Origin of the sequence: Arthrobacter horti (genome assembly GCF_030731045.1) — a bacterium.
In the GTDB taxonomy this organism is placed as follows: domain Bacteria; phylum Actinomycetota; class Actinomycetes; order Actinomycetales; family Micrococcaceae; genus Arthrobacter_E; species Arthrobacter_E nanjingensis.
Window position 1 is genome coordinate 155,003 of record NZ_JAVALS010000001.1, and the last position, 19,613, is coordinate 174,615.

Consider the following 19,613-nt stretch of genomic DNA (forward strand, 5'->3'; position numbering starts at 1 on the left):
GGCGTCCGGCATGGGCGCAGAGCAACTGAGGCAGCACTGGATGATGAACTGATGAGTCAGGAAGAGCAACCCCGTCGCACGCGACGTCAATTGCGTGAAGAACGAGAGCGTGCCACGGCCCAGGCCGGGGACGCCTCAGAGGTGACCCTGGAGGACGCTCTTCCTGCCCCGGCCGAGAGGGCCCCGCGTCCGGAACCCGGCATGCACAGTGGAATGATCGACGCCGTGCCGACGGCCCTGACGGCGACCGTGCCGGCTGGGGGGCCTTCAGGGTCCGCGCCGACGGTTCCCGGGCCGCAGACCGCTCGCAACCGTCGGGTCGCTGCGGGCCCCGTGGATGCCGTCCCGGAGCGGGAGGAGCGTTCCTCCCAGGCGCGGGCCCGCGACCGCGCGGCGCTGCGCACCATCAAGGATCTGGCGGCCAAGGAGGAGCAGCTCAGCGGAGGCGTCCAGACCCGGCGCCAGCGCAGGCTGCAGGAACTGGCCACGGAGACCACGCAGCGTCCCGTGGTTCCCCCGGCGTCCGGGTCTGTTCCCGGGGCACCGGGCGGCCGCCCGGACATGGGTGTCTCCGCGCGTCCGGATCCTGCCACGGCACCTGTCCGGGTGAATCACCGTCCCGTGGGCGATGAGATCCCCGAGGACATGAGCGTGGAGGAGGCTCTGGCCGAGCGTGAGCGCTTCACGGCCGAGGCACAGGAGTACTTCGAGCGCATGGCGGAGCGCCCGGGCGGCAGCACCGGCGAGGTCGATCCCAAGGTCCTGGCCGAGCAGATCGCGATGGCCGAGCGCATCGCCATTCTGAACCAGCGTGCGCAGCGTAAAGAGGAGCTCGCACGCGAAGCCGACGCGGCCAAGGGCCGGCCGCAGAGCGAGAGTTCCTCGGCGCCCACCATGGCGCACAACCTGGGGTCGGTGACCCGCCAGGAGACACGGAAGGTGCCCGGTGTCGCCCATGAGGTAATCGCCGCCCCGACCACGCAGGTCCCGGTCAGTCTGCCCCGGCCGGCGGCGCCGGCCGTGGGGGAACCCGCGCCGGAGACCGTTCAGGTCCAGCGGGTCGAAGCCCCGGGGGCGTCGCAGTCCGCTGGAACGCCTGGTTCGAAGAAGGCGAAGAAGTCCGCCAACCGGCGCGCACAGCTGCTGGCACAGGCGGAGGCGATCGCCAATGCCGAGGAAGCTCTGGACGCGCCGGATGGAGGCCGCATGGTCCCGGCTCCGGTTGCGGCCGCCGTCGTTCCTCAGCCCGTGAAAGCCGCCCCGGCGGCAAAGCCTGTGGCGCAGACCTCGGTGTCTGTCGCCGCCCGGCCTTCCGCGGCGGTGAAGCCGGGTGAGCCCGCTCAGGTAGCCGCCCGAGATGCTCACGGCCTCGACCCGCTCGACGTCGGCACGGCCGGCGTGCAGACGGCCATCCGTCTGAGGCTGCTCCACTGGGGCGCGCTCGGGCTGGGCGCCGTCGCACTGGTGGTCGGCGTCATCCTGGCGGTAACCGCCGGCGGCCGATGACCGCCCTTGAAACGAAACCCCTTGGGCCCCGGAACACCGGAGGCCCTCAATCCCGATGTGAGGAGATCCGTGAGCGCCAGCGCTTCGGCAATTGAGACGGCCCGACTGATCGGCAAGGCCGCCGACGACAAGCAGGCCGAGGAGATCGTGGCCCTGGACGTCAGCGAACGCATGCCGTTCTCCGACATCTTCGTGATCGCCTCCGCCGAGACGGAACGTCAGGTGAAGTCCATCGCCGACGAGATCGAGGAGCAGCTGCTGGCCAGCGGCCGCAAGATCCTCCGCCAGGAAGGCCGCGCCGCCGGCCGCTGGATCCTGCTGGACTTCTCCGACGTGGTGGTGCACGTGCAGCACGGCGAGGAGCGGGCGTTCTACGCACTGGAGCGCCTGTGGCAGGACTGCCCGTCGGTGGACCTTGAGCTGCCGGAACACCCGGGCCGGGATGCTGTCAGCGCCTGAGCGGATTTGCTGCTCAGAGGCCTGATGGTCTATGCTGGATGAGTTGCCGCGGCCGGGAATGAACGTTCCGGAGGCGGGAAAACAACTCAATACGGGGGTATGGCGCAGTTGGTAGCGCGTCTGCATGGCATGCAGAAGGTCAGGGGTTCGAATCCCCTTACCTCCACAGATGAAGGGCCGGTCGGAAGACCGGCCCTTCGGCGTTTGCGGCCAGGGAATCGCCCGCCCGGTGAGCGTCAGAGGCCGGTTGCTGTTCCTCGCGTCGTTGTGAAGGCGTTACGAGGAACAACAACCGGCTCTGGAGATTTTACGGCCTAGAGGGCCGGAGGCGTATGCCAGATTCCGTTGATGTAGTCGCGCATGGAGCGGTCCGACGAGAAGAATCCGCAGCGGGCCACGTTGAGGATCGCCGCACGGTTCCAGGCATCCTGGTCGGCGTAGGCGGCGTCCACCTCTCGCTGGGCCCTGATGTATTCCGCGAAGTCGGCAAGGACCATGAAGCGATCGTCGTAGAGCAGATTGGAGACCACGGGTTCGAAGGTGGACCGGTCGCCGCCGGAGAAGGCCCCGGACGCGATGAGGTCCAGTGCCCGTCGGAGATCCTCATCGGCTTGGTAGAACTCACCTGGCCGGTAGCCGGTGCTCCAGAGTGCCTCGACCTCGGGTTCGGTCATGCCGAAGAGGAAGAAGTTCTCGTCTCCCACCAAGCGACGGATCTCGACGTTGGCGCCGTCGTCGGTGCCGATGGTCAGCGCACCATTGAGGGCGAACTTCATGTTGCCGGTGCCTGAGGCCTCCTTGCCGGCCAGAGAGATCTGTTCCGAGAGGTCCGCCGCAGGGATGACCCGTTCGGCGAGCGTGACGTTGTAGTTCGGCGGGAAGAGGACCTTGAGACGACCCTCCACCCGTGGGTCATCGTTGATCACGGAGCCGACGGCGTTGATCAGGTGGATGATGCGCTTGGCCATGGCGTATCCTGGGGCGGCCTTGGCTCCGAAGATGAAGGTCCGAGGGGTGACCTCGGCAGCGGCGACTCTGCCGGAGGCGATGCCTTCGTACAGGCTCACGATGTGCAGGACTTTGAGCATCTGGCGCTTGTACTCGTGCAGTCGCTTCACCATGACGTCCATCAGGTGATCCTCGCCGACCACGAGGCCGTCCCGGGCGAGGAGCTCGTGCCGGAGCCGGACCTTGTTCTGAGCCTTGACCTCCGCGAACGCCGTCCGGAAGCCGGCGTCGTCGGCGTAGGCTTCCAGTCCCTGCAAGCGGTCCAGGTCGGTTTCCCAGCCTGGGCCCACGGCTTCCGTGATCAGGGAGGAGAGGCCCGGGTTCGCCAGACGCAGGAAGCGGCGCGGCGTCACGCCGTTGGTGACATTGGTGAACTTGCCGGGGAAGAACGCGGCGAAGTCGGGCAGCACCTTGTCCCTGAGCAGCTGGGAGTGGAGTTCTGCGACGCCGTTGACCTTGGCACCTGCCACGGTGGCCAGATAGGCCATCCGGATGGCGCGTTCGGGATGCTCTGCGATGATCGACATGTTGCGGATACGCAGTTCGTCGTCGCCGTAGGTTTCCCGCACCTCGGCGAGGAACTCCTCGTTGATGCGGTAGATGATCTCCAGGTGACGGGGGAGGAGCCGTCCCAGCAGGTCCACGGACCACTCCTCGAGAGCCTCCGGCAACAGCGTGTGGCAGGTGTAGGCGAAACAGCCGCGGGTGATCTCCCAGGCAGCGTCCCATTCGAGGCCACGCACGTCGACCAGCACCCTCATGAGTTCCGGTACCGCGATCACCGGATGGGTGTCGTTGAGCTGGAAGATCACGCGGTCCGGCAGTTTCGTCAGATCGAATCCGTCTGCCAGGTGGTGGTCCAGGAAATCGCTGACGGATGCGGCAACGAAGAAATACTGCTGCTGCAGCCGCAGTTCCTTGCCTTGAGGGGTCGAATCCTCCGGGTAGAGCACCTTGGAGATGTTGGACGCGAACGTCTGTGCCCGGACCGCTTCGGCGTAGTCGCCCGAGTTGAAGATCCGCAGGTCAAAGGCGTGAGTGGCGACCGCGCTCCAGAGCCGGAGGGTGTTGACCCGGCCGTTGTGGTAGCCCGGGACCATGTAGTTGTATGGCACGGCCTGAACGTTCCATGCCGGAATCCACCGGGTGCGTTCGACATCCCCGTCCTGGTAGCGCTCGGTGTGACCACCGAAGGAGACGATCTGCGCGGCTTCAGGATGCGGGAACTCCCAGGGAGAGCCGAGTGCCAGCCACTGGTCAGGCTGCTCGGCCTGCTGCCCGTCCACGAAGGTCTGCCGGAAGATCCCGTACTCGTAACGGATGCCGTAGCCGATGGAGGGGACACTCATGGTGGCCAGAGAGTCGACGAAACATGCGGCGAGGCGGCCCAGACCGCCATTTCCGAGTCCTGGTTCCACCTCCAGGCCCCGCAGTTCGTCCAGGTCGATCCCACAGACCGACATGGCCTCAGCGGCGATGCCGCCGAGATCGGAGGCGAGGAGGTTGTTGTCCAGCTGCCGGCCGAGCAGGTACTCCGCGGAGAGATAGCAGACCCCCTTGGACTGGCGCTCGAACTGGGCGCGCTGGTCCTCCAGCCACCGGGCCATCAGGTAGTCGCGCACGGTCTGGGCGAGTGCCAGGTAGCGGTCGTTCTGGCTGGACGAGGACAGGGCGACACCCTGCCGGAAGTTGAGGTTGTTGAGGAACTCCTGGACGAAGCCGTCAACGGTGCTGGCCGGCGGAATGACCGGGGCCAGGGCGAGTGTGTGAGTGGCGCGAATCTCGGACATGGCAAGACGGTATAGGACTGGCGGCGAAGATCAAGCTGAAATCAGATATGTTTCGGACGCTTCGCGAAAGGCGATGAGACCGCGGTGGGACGCGACGGTGGTACAAGGGAGCTTTTCCTGGAACGCCGTTCAGGGAACGATACAGCTCCCTGAACGGCGATCGGCAGATGGAGTTCGCCTCGCAGTGACAGCCGTCTGCCGCCGTACGCCAGACCACCCGGAACGAACTATGGGACGGTGGTCGCTGCCTCTGCTGCGTGCTCGGCCACCTCGCGACCGTCCAGGACGGTGGCGACGACGGCGGTCCTGGCCAGCTCTTCGGCGCTCACCGACAGCGGGTCTGCGGCGAAGACGGTGAAGTCCGCGCGCTTTCCCGGCGCGATGGTCCCCGACGCGGCGGACAGCCCGGCCGAAGCGGCCGCGTGGCTGGTGTACCCCTCCAGTGCCTGGAGGGAGGTGAGACCCTGCTCCGGCTGCACCGGCGCCCAGTGCGGGCGCTCCACTGGCCGCCGCAGCATGGAGTCGGCCATCATGGCCCGCGGGTCGTACGGGGTGATGGGCCAGTCGGAGCCGAGCGCAAGGATTGCTCCTGCCTGGCGGAGGTCCTGGCATCGCCAGCCGTGCCCGGCTCGTTCCTCGCCGAGCCGCACAGACCAGTTGTCGCTCCGGTCCGCCTTGGTGTGGTGGGTGCCGTGGACAGGCTGCATGCTCGCGGCCACGCCCAGGGCGGCGAACCGGGGCACCAGATCGTCCGGGATCGTCTCGATGTGCTCGATCCGGTGCGCCGCCAGCCCCCGGACGTCTCCCAGGCCCTCCAGTGCGTCCAGGACATACCGCACACCCTGATCCCCGATGGCGTGCGTGGCCGTCGGCACGCCGCGGGAGGCGAAGAACCCCAGCGCCCGGCGGTACTGCTCGGGGTCCGTCCACACCGGATCGGTGCCCTGACCGTACAGGTCCGGGTGCTCCAGCCAGGCCGTGCCGTTGTCCACGGTCCCGTCGATCAGGAACTTGACGCCCTCGATCACCCAGCGGCGACCGCTCCGGCCCTGAAGCCCGGCGATGGCCGCCCAGCCATCCTCGCTCAGGTGCGGCTGCACCATCGGCGAGAAGCGCAGGCGCACCGGCAGTTCGCCGTCGCGCTCCAGCTCCTCGACCAGCGCCACGGCGTCGTCCGCGAGATCCAGCACATGAGTGGCAGTGATCCCCGTGGCGGCCATGCCGTCCAGGATCTCCCGCAGCCGTGCCGCACGGACCGGGAAGGGCTCCTGCGGGATGGCCGCCAGTGCCAGCTCCATGGCCTCGAACTCCACCAGATACCCGGTCGGCCGGCCGTCGTCCCCGAGCGCCACGAGGGACTCGTCGGAGAACTCCTCGTCACCCGTGATCCCGGCCTGTCGGATGGCCGCCGAGTTCACCACAGCCGAGTGCCCGTCCCTCATCCGCAGGAACAGCGGCACCTCGCCGGTGGCGCCGTCGAACACCAGGCCCTGGAAACCGATGCCCGTGAACAGATTGGGGTCCAGCCCCCAGCCCTGCAGCCACTCGCCGCCGGCCAGCCGTGCGGCGGCCTCGGCGAGGCGGCGCTGCACCTCTCCGAGCGGCCCGACGTCGGTCAGGTTGAGTCCGCGCGCCAGGTCCAGGCCCAGCACCACATGGGTGTGGCTGTCGGTCAGGCCCGGGACTGCGGTGGCCTGGCCGTAGTCGAGCACCGTGGTGGCAGGTCCGGACAGGGCGAGGATCGCCTCGCGATCTCCGGCGCGGATGATCCTGCCGCCGGAGATCGCGACGGCGGTGGCCTTCGGCAGGTCCGGATCGAGGGTGTGGATGGTCTGGGCGAGGAGGATGGTCTCGGCCGGGGTCATGGGGATTCCTTTCACGGGAGGATGCTCAGAGGGCTGCCGAGTCGACGACGGCGGCCGGCGGCTGGGGCGCCGCGGTTCCGGGAGCGACGGCGGAGCCTTCCTTGAGGCTGTCGAAGAGCCGGTTCACGCGCTCCCGCTCAGCCGTGGGGGCGGGCTTGAGCAGCGAGATCGCCAGATACACCATGAGATTGACCACCAGGCCCACGCCGCCGGAGGTGAGACCACCGAGCCACGGCACGGACAGCGGGTAGTTCACCTCGAAGTAGACGGCCACCAGGATGCCCGTGATCATGCTGGCGTTCGCTGCCAGGGCCGTGCCCCGGCGCCAGAAGATGCCCAGGAGCAGCATGGGCGCCAGCTGGCAGATGGCCTGGTAGGAGATCAGCGCCAGGATGAACAGGCCGCTCGTGACATTGGCGGTGGCCAGGGCGGCGATCGCGGAGACGACCGTGACGGCGGCGACCGCGATCTTGGCACCCTCCGCGGAGCCGGCGCCCGCCGCGCGGCCCGGCCGGACGACGTCGTTGGCCAGCTGCGTGCCGATGGCCTGCAGATTGGCGCCCACATTGCCCATGGTGGCTGCCACCACGCAGATGCCCGCGGCGGTCACCAGTCCCACGCCGCCCAGGCCCGCCAGGATGAACCACGTGGTGTCCGGCGCCTCGGTGACCCCCGGAACGGTGGTGGCCAGGAGGGTGACGGTGGTCAGCGCACCGGAGAAGAGGAAGAGCAGTGGCGCCGCCTGCACGGCGGACTTCTGCACGCCCCGCGGGGACTCCACACTGAAGAGCCGGACGAACAGGTCCGGCCAGGACCAGGCGCCGAGCAGGCCCGTGAGGACCAGGGAGAAGAGATAAAGCGGCCCCACCGGGCTGTCCAGCGGTGGCAGGGACAGCAATGCGGGATTGACCGCGCCGAAACCGTGACCGTTGCTCAAAAGCCAGACGAGGAAGCCGATGGCCATCAGGAATCCGATGCCATAGGCGAAGACGCCCTGGACCATGTCGCTGATGATGAGGCCGCGGGTGCCGTAGCGGACGGTCCAGGCCTGGCGGGCGGCGATGAAGAGGATGCCGATCACGGTGGCGGCCACCGGGGTGACCGCACCGAAGGACAGGGCCGCGAAGACCACGCCCAGGGACTGCATGCCCAGGACCACCCACGGGATGGAGGCCAGGACGCCGATCACTGCTGCGATGACGCGCACCGAGGTGGAGCCGTACCGCAGCCCCAGGAGGTCTGCCTGGGTCTTCAGATCGTGCACGCGGCCCCAGGTGTTGACCGGGCGGCCCAGGAAGAACATGAGGACGACGGCAAGGACTGAGTAGGAGAGCGAATAGAAGCCCAGCACGCCCTGGGTCACCGTGAATCCGGCGAATGCCACGAAGACGGAGCCGGCCAGCCAGGTGTTGAGGAAGGTCATGGTGCCGAACCAGGGGCTGAAGCTGCGACCGCCGGTGGCGTATTCGCTGAGGCTGGTCTTCTTGCGGCCGGTGCGGCTCATGGCCACCAGGACCACGATGGTGAAGACGGTGATGCCTCCGTAGCCGATGAGCATGTTCACGAGTTTTTCCCGCTTCCGTTCTCCAGAGCCCACAGGAGGGGCAGGGACAGCACCACGGCGGCATTGCCGAGGATGAAGTAGAGGTATGCGGCGGGCTGGGTGCCGGGGCCGAACAGGAGGTACACGAGGGGACAGAGGAGCACCAGCAGGTCCGCGGCGAAGATCAGCCGGCGGGCGGCTCGTCTTCCGGAGGGCAGTGGGGGATGGTTTGGCATGACGGGTCACTCTTCCTCACCGCGGTGTGCGGCGGGTCGGTTGTCTGAGGCGGGGGAGGCGCGACGGCCAGGGTCCCACCCAAGGGTGAAGGGTGATGGATCGTTGGTGGAACGTTCCATCAATGACACCAGTGTGAGTGCGGTCACGTCCGCTGTCAAGGGAGGTGGACGCATAGAATGCCCTTATGAGCCCGCGCCGCGTCACGATCGTCGACATCGCCCGGGAGCTGGGCATCTCCAAGTCCACTGTGGCGAACGTCCTCAACGGCACCGGCCGCTTCTCTGCGGAGACCGATTCGCAGGTGCATGGCGCCGCGCAGCGCCTGGGCTATGTCTCCAACCGGGCCGCCCGGAGCCTGCGGGCCTCACGCATCGGGGCGATCGGTCTGTACGTGCCGCGCTCGGTGCGCAATCTGTCCTTCTACATGGAATTCGCCTTCGGCGCCGCCACGGGGGCCGAACGTTCCGGGGCCGACCTCATGCTCTTCTCCCCGGAGCCCCGTGGGCCGCGAGGATTCCAGGTGGACGGTGCGTTGGTGATCGATCCGGAGCCCGCGGACCCGATGGTCCAGGCGCTGCTGGACGCCGGGGTCACGGTGGTCAGCGTGGGCGAGTTCCACGGGGCGGGGCGGGAACGGATCGCGGGGACCCTTCAGGCGCGGCACCGGGATCTTCAACGGGAGGTCTTCCAGGATCTGCTGCGCCGGGGGAGACGGACGCCCGTCTTCCTGGGAATCGACCACCATCACGCCCCGTCATGGGGTCTCGACACGGCGGAGAACTACCGGCAGTGGTGCCGGGAGGCCGGGCTGGAGTCCGTGCTGTATGAGCTTCCGCTGGATCTTGAGCAGGACGGCCTCGACCGGCTGCTGGACCGGATCGTGGAGACGCCGGGTGCGGACGCCTTCATCTGTGCCGGCCAGGGGTACACGCGCCCGGTCCTGGAGCGGCTCCTGGCGGCGGGCCGCACTCCTGGATCAGACGTCGATCTGGCTTCCCTGGCCGCGTCCCACGACGAGTCGGAGAGTGGCGAGCTGGCCGCCATCGATCTGAAGCCGCACGCTTATGGCATGGCCGCCGTCGCGCTCCTCGGCGATCTGCTGGACGGCGTGCAGGCGCCGGTGCACCGGTGGTTCGACGACGCGGAGTACCGCCCGCCGTCGACCTGATGCGGCCGTCCGCCGGGCGGCCGCATCAGGAGGCGTCTGCGGGTGGACGGCCGGTGGCCGTGGGCATGGCGGTGGCGGTGAGGCCGGCGGCGAGAGTGCGGGCGAGGAAGTCGAAGCGGTCGATCCGCTCCTGGGCCGTGGCCGTCTGGGCGCGGAGCAGGTGCGGGAACTCCATGGCATTCGGGTCTGGGACCTTGAGCGCATTCTCCATGGTCTGCATGTCCTGTGCCGCGCCGATCGCGGCGCTGTCGATCGCTTCGATCGCGGGCAGGATGAAGCGGTCCGGAATTCCCGCGGCCAGAAGCGCTTGGGCGATCCGGTCGTAGATCGCGAGGACTTTCAGGTTGGTCACGGGCTGAACCAGGATCAGCGGCAGCAGCGCAGGGACGCTCTGATACGTGGTCCGCAGGGTGTCGAAGACCTGCGTGACCAGCGTGGGGAGATCCCCGGAGAGCGGGCCGAGCACCACGCGCTCGGACAGGGCGCCGCGGGCCAGCTCCACGATGTCGGCCCTGCTGCTGACATGCTTGTAGAACGCCGATTGGCGGACGCCGAGGCGTTCCGCCAATCGGGGCAGTGAGAGGAAGCCCTCCTCCTCGAGGAGGGCCAGCGCCTCATGTCCGATCTTGTCCACGCTCAGGCGTGGCGTGCTGGGACGGCCGAGCCGGTGGGCCCGGCCGTCCTCGGGGTGCGCTTCCTGCGCAGGGCTCATTTACGAGTGTCCGATCCGTGCGAAGACGTCAGTCCTGTTCTTCTTCAGCCACCACGCTACGCCAAGGCCCAGGACGAAAGTGACCGGGGCGATCACCAGAAGGGTCGTGTTGATCGGGTCGCCCGCCGGGATTCCGGTCAGGTACTGGATGTTGGTCACGCTGAGCCAGATGACCACCACCATCACCAGGGTCGCCAGCACGGCGGACGGGATGACATACCAGCGGGTGTCCCGCTCCCGGCGGCGCAGGAAGAACATCACCACGCCGATGCCCATGAGGGCCTGCAGGCCGAGGATTCCGATGATCCCCGGGGAGTTCAGCCAGACCACGAACTGGGTGAACGGGTCCAGGGACAGTGCGGCGCCCACGACGACGGCGGCCACGCTGAGTCCTGTCTGCAGCACTCCGGCGTTCCCGGGCGTCTGGTGGCGGCTGATACGGGCCATGGCACGGGGGAAGATGCCTTCCCGGCCGAGCGAGAGGGTGTACCGGTTGATGGTGTTGTGGAAGGCCAGCTGGGAGGCGAAGATGCTGGTCACGATCAGCACGCTCATGAGATTGACCAGCCAGTCACCGGCGAAGGTGCCGGCCAGGACGTAGGCGGTGTCCCCGGAGTCCAGGTGCTTGCCTGCGAACTCCTGGATCGCGTCGAATCCGCCCGCCTGCACCAGGACCCACACGGCGAAGGCGTAGAAGGCACCGATGAAGGCGATGGAGATGTAGGTGGCACGGGGGACGGTGCGGTCCGGATTGCGCGCCTCTTCGCGGTAGAGGGCGCCGGACTCGAAGCCCATGAAGGCGGAGAACCCCATGCTGAGCACCGCCGCCATGCCGGGCGTGAACACCGCGGACGGAGTGAAGGAGTCCAGGTTGATGCCGTGCGCTCCGCCGCGGGACAGGACCGCCACGGCGAGGATGACCACGATGACCGTCTCTAGCGTCAGCAGCACGCCCACCACCTTCGCGCCGACGTCGATGCCCCGCCAGCCGAGGTAGTGCACCGCGGCGATGGACACCAGTCCGTACACCCACCAGGGCAGGTCCAGGCCGGTGAACTGCTTGACGGCCAGATTGGCCTGAATGCCGAGCAGGCCGTAGAGCCCGATCTGGATGCCGTTGTAGCTGAGCCATGCCGTCAGCCCGGCGCCCAGGCCGGCCACACGGCCGAGCGTCTTTGCGATGTATCCGTAGAAGCCGCTGTAGGACAGGATGTGCCGGGTCAGGGCCATGAAGCCGACGGCGAAGAGGGCCAGGCCGAGCGCGGCGGCCACGTAGATGACGGGTGCGCCGGCGCCGCCGACGGCGAGGGCGAGTGGGGAGACGCCCACCACGATGGTCAGCGGCGCCGCTGCCGAGACCAGCATGAAGACGATGTCACGCGTGCCGAGGGAATTCTTCTTCAGGCCGGCCTGGGGAGCGCCGGACGCGGTCGGCTGGGGATCCGCCGCGGATTTAGTGAAAGCCATACACTTAAATGTGAGGCACGCCATAGGGGTCGTCAAGAGGTTCGGGCCAGAAAATTTCCAGCGATTTTCGGACGGGTCATTCCGTTGCCAATACGGGGATTCTGGCCGTATTCCGGGGAATTCGGGGCACGACTGAGAGGCCCGCGACCGAAGGGTCGGGGCCTCTCGGGGCGGGTGGGACGCCGCGTCCGCTCAGTAGAACCAGGGCACCGCGTCGTGGTTGAAGTCGCGGAACGCGCCGAACTTTCCTGAGTAGAACGCCAGCGGTTCGCCGTCGCGGTACCGGGCGGACTTCACCTCACCGAAGAAGACCTGATGGTCTCCCACCGTGATGCTCTGCACCACCTCGCATTCGGCCTGGGAGAGGGCTCCCGCGACCACCGGCAGGCCGCCCGGGGTGAGATCGAAGACCCCGTCCTCGAAGCGCCTGCCCCCGCGGACGGCGAACTGCCGGCCGACTCCTTCCTGCTTGGCACCCAGGATGGAGACCCCGAACCGCCCGCTGCCCGTCAGGGCGTCCCCCGTGCGCGTGCCGAAGTTCAACGACACCATGAGGATGGGCGGTTCCAGGCTGATGGACGTCAGCGAGCTGATGGTCATTCCGACCTTCTCGCCGTCGTGTTCGGCCGTCACCACGGCCACGCCGGTCAGGAAGCGGCCCAGCGTCCGCCGCATGTCCGAGGAATCCGGGGTGACGAAGGCCGGGGGAGCCACCTCAGGCCTCTTCCCGCGGGTAGTAGCGGACCTCGAACATCCGGGCGCCCTCCTCGGAGACCCACGGCCCGTGCTCCATGCCCGGCGGGCGGGTGGCCCAGTCCCCGGCCTTGAAAACCTGGTTCAGGCGCAGGTCCCGGAACGAGCCGGAGAAGATGAACACCTCTTCCCAGAAGTCGTGACGGAGCGCCCCGTTCGGCGAGGTGTCGGTGCCGGGCTCGAACTTCAAGATGCGGGTGACGGCGTCACTGCTGTCATCCCGCGCCAGGATCGCCTCGGACAGTCCCTCGATGTGCGGAGTGCAGTCGGTGAATTCCACCCGGTCCACGGGTCCGAACTCGAATTCAGGCTTGGCCATGGTTCAGGCCTCCTCTCCGGCGCCCACCAGCGCCTCCAGGGCCGGGGATCCGGCCGTTCGTCCATCGACGGTGTAGCCGGCCAGGAACTCGTCCAGCTCCGCCACGTGCAACTCAAACCCGAAGTTGCGGTAGGTGTAGACGCCCTTCACCACGAACGGTGCACCGGCGTAGAACAGCTCGTACTGCTGGTGACGGCCGGCGAATTCGGTGCCGATGATGTCCCAGGCGAGCCGGAACAGCTTGATCCGTTCCTCGCTGCTGACGTTCGGGGACGCCACGTACTTCTCCACGTCCGCCGCGGTGACCTCGCTCTTCATGTCCGCCACGCCGGAGGGCAGCTGCAGAACGCCTCCGCCGGCCAGATCGCGCAGGATCTGGATGACGCGCGGGTACGTCTCGGACTGCAGGCCCATGATGCCGTACAAGGCCCGCTTGCCCGGGACCATCATCCCGTCGGCGTCGGGGGAGGCGCTGTACTCCGCGGCCAGCAGCGCCGACTCCACGGAGGAGACGACGGCGGCCAGCTCGCCCAGACGCTCCTGGACGCCGGGGATGCGGTCGGTGCCGTTGACGGCCGCGATCTTGCGGGCCACGGCGGCGATGAACTGCAGCTTGACCGTCAGGCGGGTCTGGGCCTGCCAATTGCCCAGGGCGTGCGCGCCCGTGTCGAAGAACTGGCGGCGCAGTTTCTCCACGTCGCGGTCGATGAACACGCGGTCCCACGGCACCAGCACGTCGTCGAAGATGACCAGGGCGTCCGGCTCGTCGTAGCGGCTGGTGAGCGGGTAGTCGAACTCGCTCGTGGCGCTCGTCGCGTAGGGGCGGCGGCAGAGGAACTTCAGACCCTCGGTCGCGGCCGGCAGGGCGAAGGAGACGGCGAAGTCCACATCGTCCGGGCCGAGCGGCTTGATGCACGTCACGAACACTTCGTCGCTGATGGCGCCGCCGGTGGCGAGCATCTGCGAACCGCGGACGATCAGGCCCTCCTCGGTCTCCCCGACCACGCCGACCTGGATGTTGTCGCCCTCCCAGCCGGACGCCGTCGTCGCCCGTGAATACTGCGGCGGGATGATGGCGTAGGAGACGTAGAGGTTCTCGCGCAGGATGCGCTCGTAGTAGCGCGTCAGGTTGCCCGCGAAGTCGCGCTCGTCGTGCGCGAAGACCTCGGGGTGCGCGGCGAAGGCCGCGAAGAAGGTGCCCACGTGATCGGGGCTCCGGCCCACCCAGCCGTGGGTGTGCTTCGCCCAGCGTTCTACGGCGGCGCGGCGCGCCTTCATGTCCTCCGACGTGCGCGGGATGCTGAACACCCGGTTGGCCGGGCCGTCGATCTCCGGGCTGTGGTACTGCATGCCGTTGGCGGGGTCCGCGGCGATGTCGAAGAGTTCTCCGACGGTCTGGACGACCTTGCTGAACGCGGGATGCCCGGCGACATCGCGGACGGCCTGGCCGTCGATCAGGACGGTACGGCCGTCGTTGAGGGATGAGATGTACTCGGCTCCGGTCCTCATGGTTCAGGCTCCTTCGGAAGTGGTGGACGGGGAGGTGGTGTACTGATGGCTGATGCTGGAGCCGTCCGGGAGGCTGAGTTCCAGCGTCCACTCGGTTCCGTAGACGAAGGTGCCGCCCAGCAGCGGCAAGGTGCCGCCCAGGCAGACGAAGTCTCCGTCGCCGGGCTGCCTGCGCTGCAGGAAGAGTCCGACGACGTCGGCCGGGGTCCGGAGGTTGGACAGCGTTCCTTCCTGGTAGAGCTCGCCGTCCACCCAGCTGCGGGCGGTGCACTCGTCCAGGGAGAGCGCGGCGAGATCGTCGACCGGGATCACGGTTCCGGCCACCGGCTTGGGGCAGGCCTTCTTGGAATCCCCGATGTCCACCGTCTCCAGCCGGCGGTCGGTATGGTCCGAGGCGATGCCGAGGTAGTACCGGCCCGCATGGCGGATGTAGAGCGGCTCGATCTCTCCCGAGGTCTCCGCGCCGGTCACGTGGAAGGCCGCGGAGGTACTCACGCTCTCCGGGGCGACCGGGTAGAACATGGGGACTTCGGGCGGCGGGGCGACGCCGATGGCGGCGAGTTCGTCGATGTGGTGCTGCACTGCGGCGGCGTCGCGCCCCGTGTAGCCGGCGACGACGGCGGTGAACTCGGTCAGTTCGATCCGCTCGCCGGTTCCGGACACGGCAAAGCTGAGGGCATGGGGCATGGAGGTTCCGTTCGATCGGGGATCGGGTGGGTCTGGGTGGTTCGTCCGGCCCGGCAGAGGGGCCGGCTCCGTCAGTGGTTCAGCGAGGCGTAGTCGGCCAGGCGGTCCGTGATGACGGGGAATTCCCGGCGGACGGTGTCCACCTGAGAGGGGTCGATGGTGACGCGGAGGATCTCCTCCTGCGGTCCGGCTTCGGCCAGGAGGCGGCCGGCGGGGTCCACGACGCGGCTGGTGCCGCCGAGTTCCACGCCTTCCTGCACGCCCGCGGCGTTGCAGGCCAGGACGAACATCTGGTGTTCGACGGCGCGGGCCGACGTCAGGAGCCTCCAGTGTTCCCGGCGGGCGGCAGGCCAGGCGGCGGGAACCACGACGATCCCGGCGCCGCGAGTGCTCAGCTCGGACCAGAGGCCGGGGAAGCGGAGGTCGTAGCAGGTGATGCCTGCGACGGTCCCGAAGGGGGTTACGGCGACGGGCAGGCTGTCGCCGGGGGTCAGGAGCTCGGCTTCCAAGGACTGGTAGCCGAAGACGTGGATCTTGGAGTACCGGTGGACGATCGCGCCATCCGGGCCCAGGAGGAGCGAGGTGTTCCGGAGCGCCCCGGAATCCGTGCGCTCGACGATGCTGCCCAGGTGCACATGGGTTTCGAGTTCCCGGGCCACTGCGGAGCACATGGCCACCGTGGGGCCGTGAAGGTCTTCCGCGAGGTCCGGGTACTCATCGAAGTGGAAGTATCCGGCGCTCCAGAGCTCGGGAAGGACGATGAGGTCCGCCCCGTCCTGGGCGCGGATCAGGCTCTCGGCGCGGTCGATGCGCTGCGCCTGGCTCTCGGTGTCCGGGCTGGACAGCTGGATCAGCGAGATCTCCATTGATGCTCCTGGGTGGGTCTGCGGCGGCCTGTCAGCTCGACGGGCCGGGACGGTGGGGTATGTGAAGGGCGGTGAGGGTCGAGTTCAGGTGGGCCAGTGACGCCGCGGAGGCTTTGTCCGGGTCGCCGGTCTGCAGCGCCTCGACGATCGTCTGGTGCTCGTCCAGGACGCGCCGGCTGCGCTCTTCGCTGCCGACCACCGCCCTGAGGCCCATGCGGAGCTGCTTGAAGCGCTGCGCCTCGTAGACGGAGGCGAAGATCGGATTGCCGGCGGCGCTCACGATGCGCTGGTGGAACAGGACGTCCGCCTCGATGAAGGCGACCGGGTCCTGGAGTGCTTCCGCCTGGCGGTTCAGGAGCTCCTGGAGCTCCTCCACGGGGACCGGTCCCTGGGACACCTTGCGGACGGCCCAGTCTCCGATCACCCGCCTGACTTCCACCATGTCGTCGATGTCCCGCCCGGTCAGGGCGGGGACGAAAGCCCCCTTGTGAGCCACCCGGCGGATGAGTCCGGATGCCTCCAGGCGAAGCAGTGCTTCCCTCACCGGAGTTCGGGAGACCCCGGCGGCCTCTGCGATGGCCGACTCACTGAGGAAGATCTCCTGGTCCCAGGGCAGGGCGGAGATCTCCCGGCGCAGCCATTCATAAGCGATTTCAGGCGCCGTCGGTGCGGGCTTGTGATAGATCGACATGATGGCCAGCCTAGTGCGTTGCGGTCTCGGGTCGGCGCCGTGGTTGTGGCGACACTCACACTGTAGACGATCGGTATACAACTTGTCTACAGGTCATCCCGAACCTCGGCGAGCAAGCCGGCCACCCCAGGGTCTTGAGGGAGGGGTGAGCTGCGTCATAGAGTTATAGTGAATTACTTTCACTTAATGATCGATGGCGATCATCGTCTGCCCGGAGGTTCACGCATGGCTCCCACCCTCTTCCATAACGCCAGGATCTTCACCGCGAACGGGGGTGACGGTGACGACTGGGCCGAGGCGCTTGTGGTCGAGGCGGGCGTGATCACCTACGCCGGCGGCCTTGCGGGAGCCCGGGAGGCAGCCGGCCCGGAGGCGGAGCACGAGGATCTGGGCGGTCGTCTGGTGCTGCCGGGTTTCGTGGACGCCCATACGCACCTGCTCATGACCGGCGAAGCGCTGGGGAAGGTCGAACTGACGAGTGCCCGGAGCCTGGAGGAGATCCAGCTTCGCCTGGCGCAGGCGCGCGCCGCCACCCCGGACGCCGCGCGTCTGCTCGGCCGCGGCTGGCTCTTCGATTCGGTCCCCGGCGGTGAGCCGACGGCCGCCATGATCGACGCCGTCGTCGCCGATGTTCCGGTCTATCTGGACGCCAACGATCTCCACTCCTGCTGGGTGAACTCCGCGGCATTGGCCGAACTCGGGATCACGCGGGACACCCCCGATCCGATCGGTGGGCGCATCGAACGGAACGCGGACGGTGAGCCCACCGGCATGCTTTTCGAAACGGCGGCCCAGCAGCACGTGTGGACACTGCTGGCCGAGGCGAGCAGTGACTCCGAGCGCGACGCCGCCATCGACCGGACCTTCGAGGCCTACCTCGCGGCCGGGGTCACCGGGGCCGTGGACATGGCCATGGACGAAGTGGGCCTCGCCACGCTCGAGCGGGCGCTGGAACGTCATGGAGGCGAGCTTCCGATCCGGGTCGCGGCACACTGGTTCATCGAGAACACCGGCGACGACGCGGCAAATCTCGCTCAGGTGCGGCGGGCCGCCGAGCACGCGGAACGGCTGAGCCATCCGTCGCTCCGCGTGGTCGGCGTCAAGTTCATCATCGACGGTGTCATCGATGCCTGCACCGCCGCCATGCGCCGTCCCTATGCTGACGGACGCGATGCCGAGGCCATCTGGCCTCTGGAGCGGCTGAAGCCAGCCTTGGCCGCGGCCGACGCCGCCGGCCTGCAGGCCGCACTGCATGCGATCGGCGACGCGGCCAGCGATATCGCGCTGGCCGCCGTCGAGCACGCCATGGAGGTCAACGGCGACCGTCCCCGCCGCCACCGGGTGGAGCACCTGGAGTACGCGGCTCCCGGGACGGCGCAGCGGCTCGCGGCGCTGGGCGTCACCGCATCGATGCAGCCGGTGCACACGGACGCCGCCGTCCGCGCGAACTGGGACGCGATGCTGGGGGATGATCGCGTGGAGCGTGGCTTCGCCTGGCCGGAGTACGAGGAGGCCGGAGCGCTGCTGGCGTTCTCCACGGATGCGCCCACCGCTCCGCATGCCGCTCTGCCGAACATGTATGTGGCCACCACCCGCAAGTCCGCTCTGGATCCGTCCTACGAAGCCGTCCAGCCGGAGCTCGCAGTACCGCTGCTGAGGGCCATCGGACACGCCACGCGGGACGCTGCTGCCTCAGCAGGCGATGGGCTGACGCACGGCAGGCTCTCCGCAGGGTACGCGGCGGACTTCGCCGTCGTGGACATCGATCCGTTCGCACTGGGCGACGAATCGCTCCTGAGCGCGAAAGTCCTCCGCACCGTGGTGTCCGGACGCACGGCCTTCGACGTCGCATGAGCATCGAAAACACCCCGCGGCCAGAGGGTCTGGACCTGTCGAGCTGGCAGGAACCGGAAAACCTCCGATGGTCTTTCCAGCACATGGATTCGCTGTTCCCCGTTCGCGCCATCGGCGCTCGGGGCCCGGCGGCGGAGCTGGTGACGGACCCCATGGACGTTCACAAGCTCCCGGTCGCGATGCCCGGAGGGGTGTCCAGCACTGTGACGGACATTCTTGATGCCACGGACACCGATGCCTGGCTCCTGCTCCACGGGAACAGGATTCTGGCGGAGGAGTACCGCGCCGGGATGAGCGCGAGCAGCCCTCATCTGCTCATGTCCGTCAGCAAGTCCCTGGTTTCTTCGGTGCTCAGCACCTTGGTCGATGACGGACGTGTTGGCCTGGGTCAGAGGATCGGGGAGTGGATTCCAGCGCTCCGGGGCTCCGGCTATGGGGACGCGACCGTGCGCCAGGTCCTGGACATGCGCAGCGGAGTCCGCTTCTCCGAGGACTACCTCGATCCGCAGTCCGAAGTGCGTGGACTGGATGCCGCCGTGGGCTGGGCTCCTCCGCTGCCCGGCGGCCCGGGAACCCTCCGCGAGTTCCTGGCGGGACTGGAAGCGGATCGTCCGCACGGCGGCTACTTCCAGTACCGCAGCTGCGAGACCGATGTGCTTGGCTGGCTGTGCGAGGCGGTGTCCGGCCGCCCGTTCCCGGAGCTCGCCTCCGAGGTGCTGTGGTCCCGTGTCGGATCCGCTCACGACGCCTACATCACGGCGGATGCGGCCGGCCAGGGAATGTTCGACGGCGGCATCTGCGCCACGCTGCGGGATCTCGCCTGCTTCGGCGCCATGATCCGTGATGGCGGCCGCTCGCTGACAGGCGAGCGGGTGCTCTCCGAGGAGTGGGTGCAGGACATCTTCGAAGGCGGCGAGGACGCGGCCGAGGCGTTCGCCGCCGGACCCGAAGGCGCCTCATTCCCCGGCGGGCGTTACCGGAGTCAGTTCTGGTTCCCTTCAGAACGCCAAGATGTGGCGCTGTGCCTGGGCATTCACGGTCAGATGGTCTACATCGATCGCAGTGCCGGCCTGGTCGGCGTGAAATTCTCCAGCACCGCACTTCCCGTGGACCCCGGGAAAGGCCAGTCAACCGTGGCGCTCTTTGAAGCGATCGCGCGCGAGCTGGATGGCTGACGGG

Annotated in this window: 17 protein-coding genes and 1 tRNA gene; 6 read left to right on the forward strand and 12 right to left on the reverse strand. The window is 68.1% G+C overall.

Annotated features, from left to right (window positions below):
* The first annotated feature begins 51 nt into the window (after positions 1–51).
* From Q9R02_RS00730 to Q9R02_RS00740, 3 genes are all read left to right on the forward strand, one after another.
* The gene (locus Q9R02_RS00730; RefSeq protein ID WP_305994722.1) at positions 52–1,506 is read left to right on the forward strand and encodes a hypothetical protein; all 1,455 of its coding nucleotides are present in this window, start codon (positions 52–54) and stop codon (positions 1,504–1,506) included.
* A gap of 69 nt (positions 1,507–1,575) precedes the next feature.
* Complete coding sequence (rsfS, locus tag Q9R02_RS00735) at positions 1,576–1,965, forward strand: ribosome silencing factor (protein WP_305994723.1); 390 nt, start codon at positions 1,576–1,578, stop codon at positions 1,963–1,965.
* Positions 1,966–2,058: 93 nt separating this feature from the next.
* Positions 2,059–2,131 (forward strand) — tRNA-Ala (locus Q9R02_RS00740).
* Positions 2,132–2,279: 148 nt separating this feature from the next.
* On the opposite strand, the gene Q9R02_RS00745 is transcribed toward Q9R02_RS00740, so the two are convergent.
* The 4 genes from Q9R02_RS00745 to Q9R02_RS00760 form a co-directional block, all read right to left on the reverse strand.
* The gene (locus Q9R02_RS00745; protein ID WP_305994724.1) at positions 2,280–4,763 is read right to left on the reverse strand and encodes a glycogen/starch/alpha-glucan phosphorylase; all 2,484 of its coding nucleotides are present in this window, start codon (positions 4,761–4,763) and stop codon (positions 2,280–2,282) included.
* 227 nt (positions 4,764–4,990) lie between these two features.
* Complete coding sequence (locus Q9R02_RS00750; RefSeq protein WP_305994725.1) at positions 4,991–6,628, reverse strand: amidohydrolase; 1,638 nt, start codon at positions 6,626–6,628, stop codon at positions 4,991–4,993.
* Positions 6,629–6,653: 25 nt separating this feature from the next.
* Positions 6,654–8,186: a sodium:solute symporter family protein gene (locus Q9R02_RS00755; protein ID WP_305994726.1), complete on the reverse strand. Its 1,533-nt coding sequence runs from the start codon at positions 8,184–8,186 to the stop codon at positions 6,654–6,656.
* A gap of 2 nt (positions 8,187–8,188) precedes the next feature.
* On the reverse strand, positions 8,189–8,407 hold the full coding sequence (locus Q9R02_RS00760; RefSeq protein ID WP_305994727.1) for a hypothetical protein: 219 nt from the start codon (positions 8,405–8,407) through the stop codon (positions 8,189–8,191).
* 185 nt (positions 8,408–8,592) lie between these two features.
* On the opposite strand from Q9R02_RS00760, the gene Q9R02_RS00765 reads away from it, so the two are divergent.
* Positions 8,593–9,576, forward strand: a complete 984-nt coding sequence (locus tag Q9R02_RS00765) for a LacI family DNA-binding transcriptional regulator (RefSeq protein ID WP_305994728.1) — start codon at positions 8,593–8,595, stop codon at positions 9,574–9,576.
* Between the two features lie 25 nt (positions 9,577–9,601).
* Here the strand turns inward: Q9R02_RS00765 and Q9R02_RS00770 are convergent, their stop codons facing one another.
* The 8 genes from Q9R02_RS00770 to Q9R02_RS00805 all read right to left on the reverse strand — a co-directional run bounded on the left by Q9R02_RS00770 (position 9,602) and on the right by Q9R02_RS00805 (position 16,580).
* Positions 9,602–10,288, reverse strand: a complete 687-nt coding sequence (locus tag Q9R02_RS00770; RefSeq protein ID WP_305994729.1) for a TetR family transcriptional regulator — start codon at positions 10,286–10,288, stop codon at positions 9,602–9,604.
* On the reverse strand, positions 10,289–11,755 hold the full coding sequence (locus tag Q9R02_RS00775; protein WP_305994730.1) for an APC family permease: 1,467 nt from the start codon (positions 11,753–11,755) through the stop codon (positions 10,289–10,291). It abuts the gene before it with no gap.
* A 192-nt stretch (positions 11,756–11,947) separates the two neighbouring features.
* Positions 11,948–12,469: a flavin reductase family protein gene (locus tag Q9R02_RS00780; RefSeq protein WP_305994731.1), complete on the reverse strand. Its 522-nt coding sequence runs from the start codon at positions 12,467–12,469 to the stop codon at positions 11,948–11,950.
* Between the two features lies 1 nt (position 12,470).
* On the reverse strand, positions 12,471–12,827 hold the full coding sequence (locus Q9R02_RS00785; RefSeq protein ID WP_305994732.1) for a cupin domain-containing protein: 357 nt from the start codon (positions 12,825–12,827) through the stop codon (positions 12,471–12,473).
* A 3-nt stretch (positions 12,828–12,830) separates the two neighbouring features.
* Complete coding sequence (locus tag Q9R02_RS00790) at positions 12,831–14,336, reverse strand: 4-hydroxyphenylacetate 3-hydroxylase family protein (protein ID WP_305994733.1); 1,506 nt, start codon at positions 14,334–14,336, stop codon at positions 12,831–12,833.
* 3 nt (positions 14,337–14,339) lie between these two features.
* Complete coding sequence (locus tag Q9R02_RS00795; protein WP_305994734.1) at positions 14,340–15,023, reverse strand: DUF2848 family protein; 684 nt, start codon at positions 15,021–15,023, stop codon at positions 14,340–14,342.
* A 71-nt stretch (positions 15,024–15,094) separates the two neighbouring features.
* Positions 15,095–15,889 carry a carbon-nitrogen family hydrolase gene (locus Q9R02_RS00800; protein ID WP_305994735.1) on the reverse strand — a complete coding sequence of 265 codons (795 nt, stop codon included), beginning with the start codon at positions 15,887–15,889 and terminating at the stop codon, positions 15,095–15,097.
* Positions 15,890–15,920: 31 nt separating this feature from the next.
* Positions 15,921–16,580, reverse strand: a complete 660-nt coding sequence (locus tag Q9R02_RS00805; RefSeq protein ID WP_305994736.1) for a GntR family transcriptional regulator — start codon at positions 16,578–16,580, stop codon at positions 15,921–15,923.
* A 225-nt stretch (positions 16,581–16,805) separates the two neighbouring features.
* On the opposite strand from Q9R02_RS00805, the gene Q9R02_RS00810 reads away from it, so the two are divergent.
* Together Q9R02_RS00810 and Q9R02_RS00815 are read left to right on the forward strand one after the other, a co-directional pair.
* The gene (locus tag Q9R02_RS00810) at positions 16,806–18,434 is read left to right on the forward strand and encodes an amidohydrolase (RefSeq protein WP_305994737.1); all 1,629 of its coding nucleotides are present in this window, start codon (positions 16,806–16,808) and stop codon (positions 18,432–18,434) included.
* A complete protein-coding gene (locus tag Q9R02_RS00815) occupies positions 18,431–19,609 on the forward strand; it encodes a serine hydrolase domain-containing protein (RefSeq protein ID WP_305994738.1) in 1,179 nt (392 codons plus the stop codon). The genes Q9R02_RS00810 and Q9R02_RS00815 overlap by 4 nt, the downstream gene beginning before the upstream one ends.
* Positions 19,610–19,613: the final 4 nt, after the last annotated feature.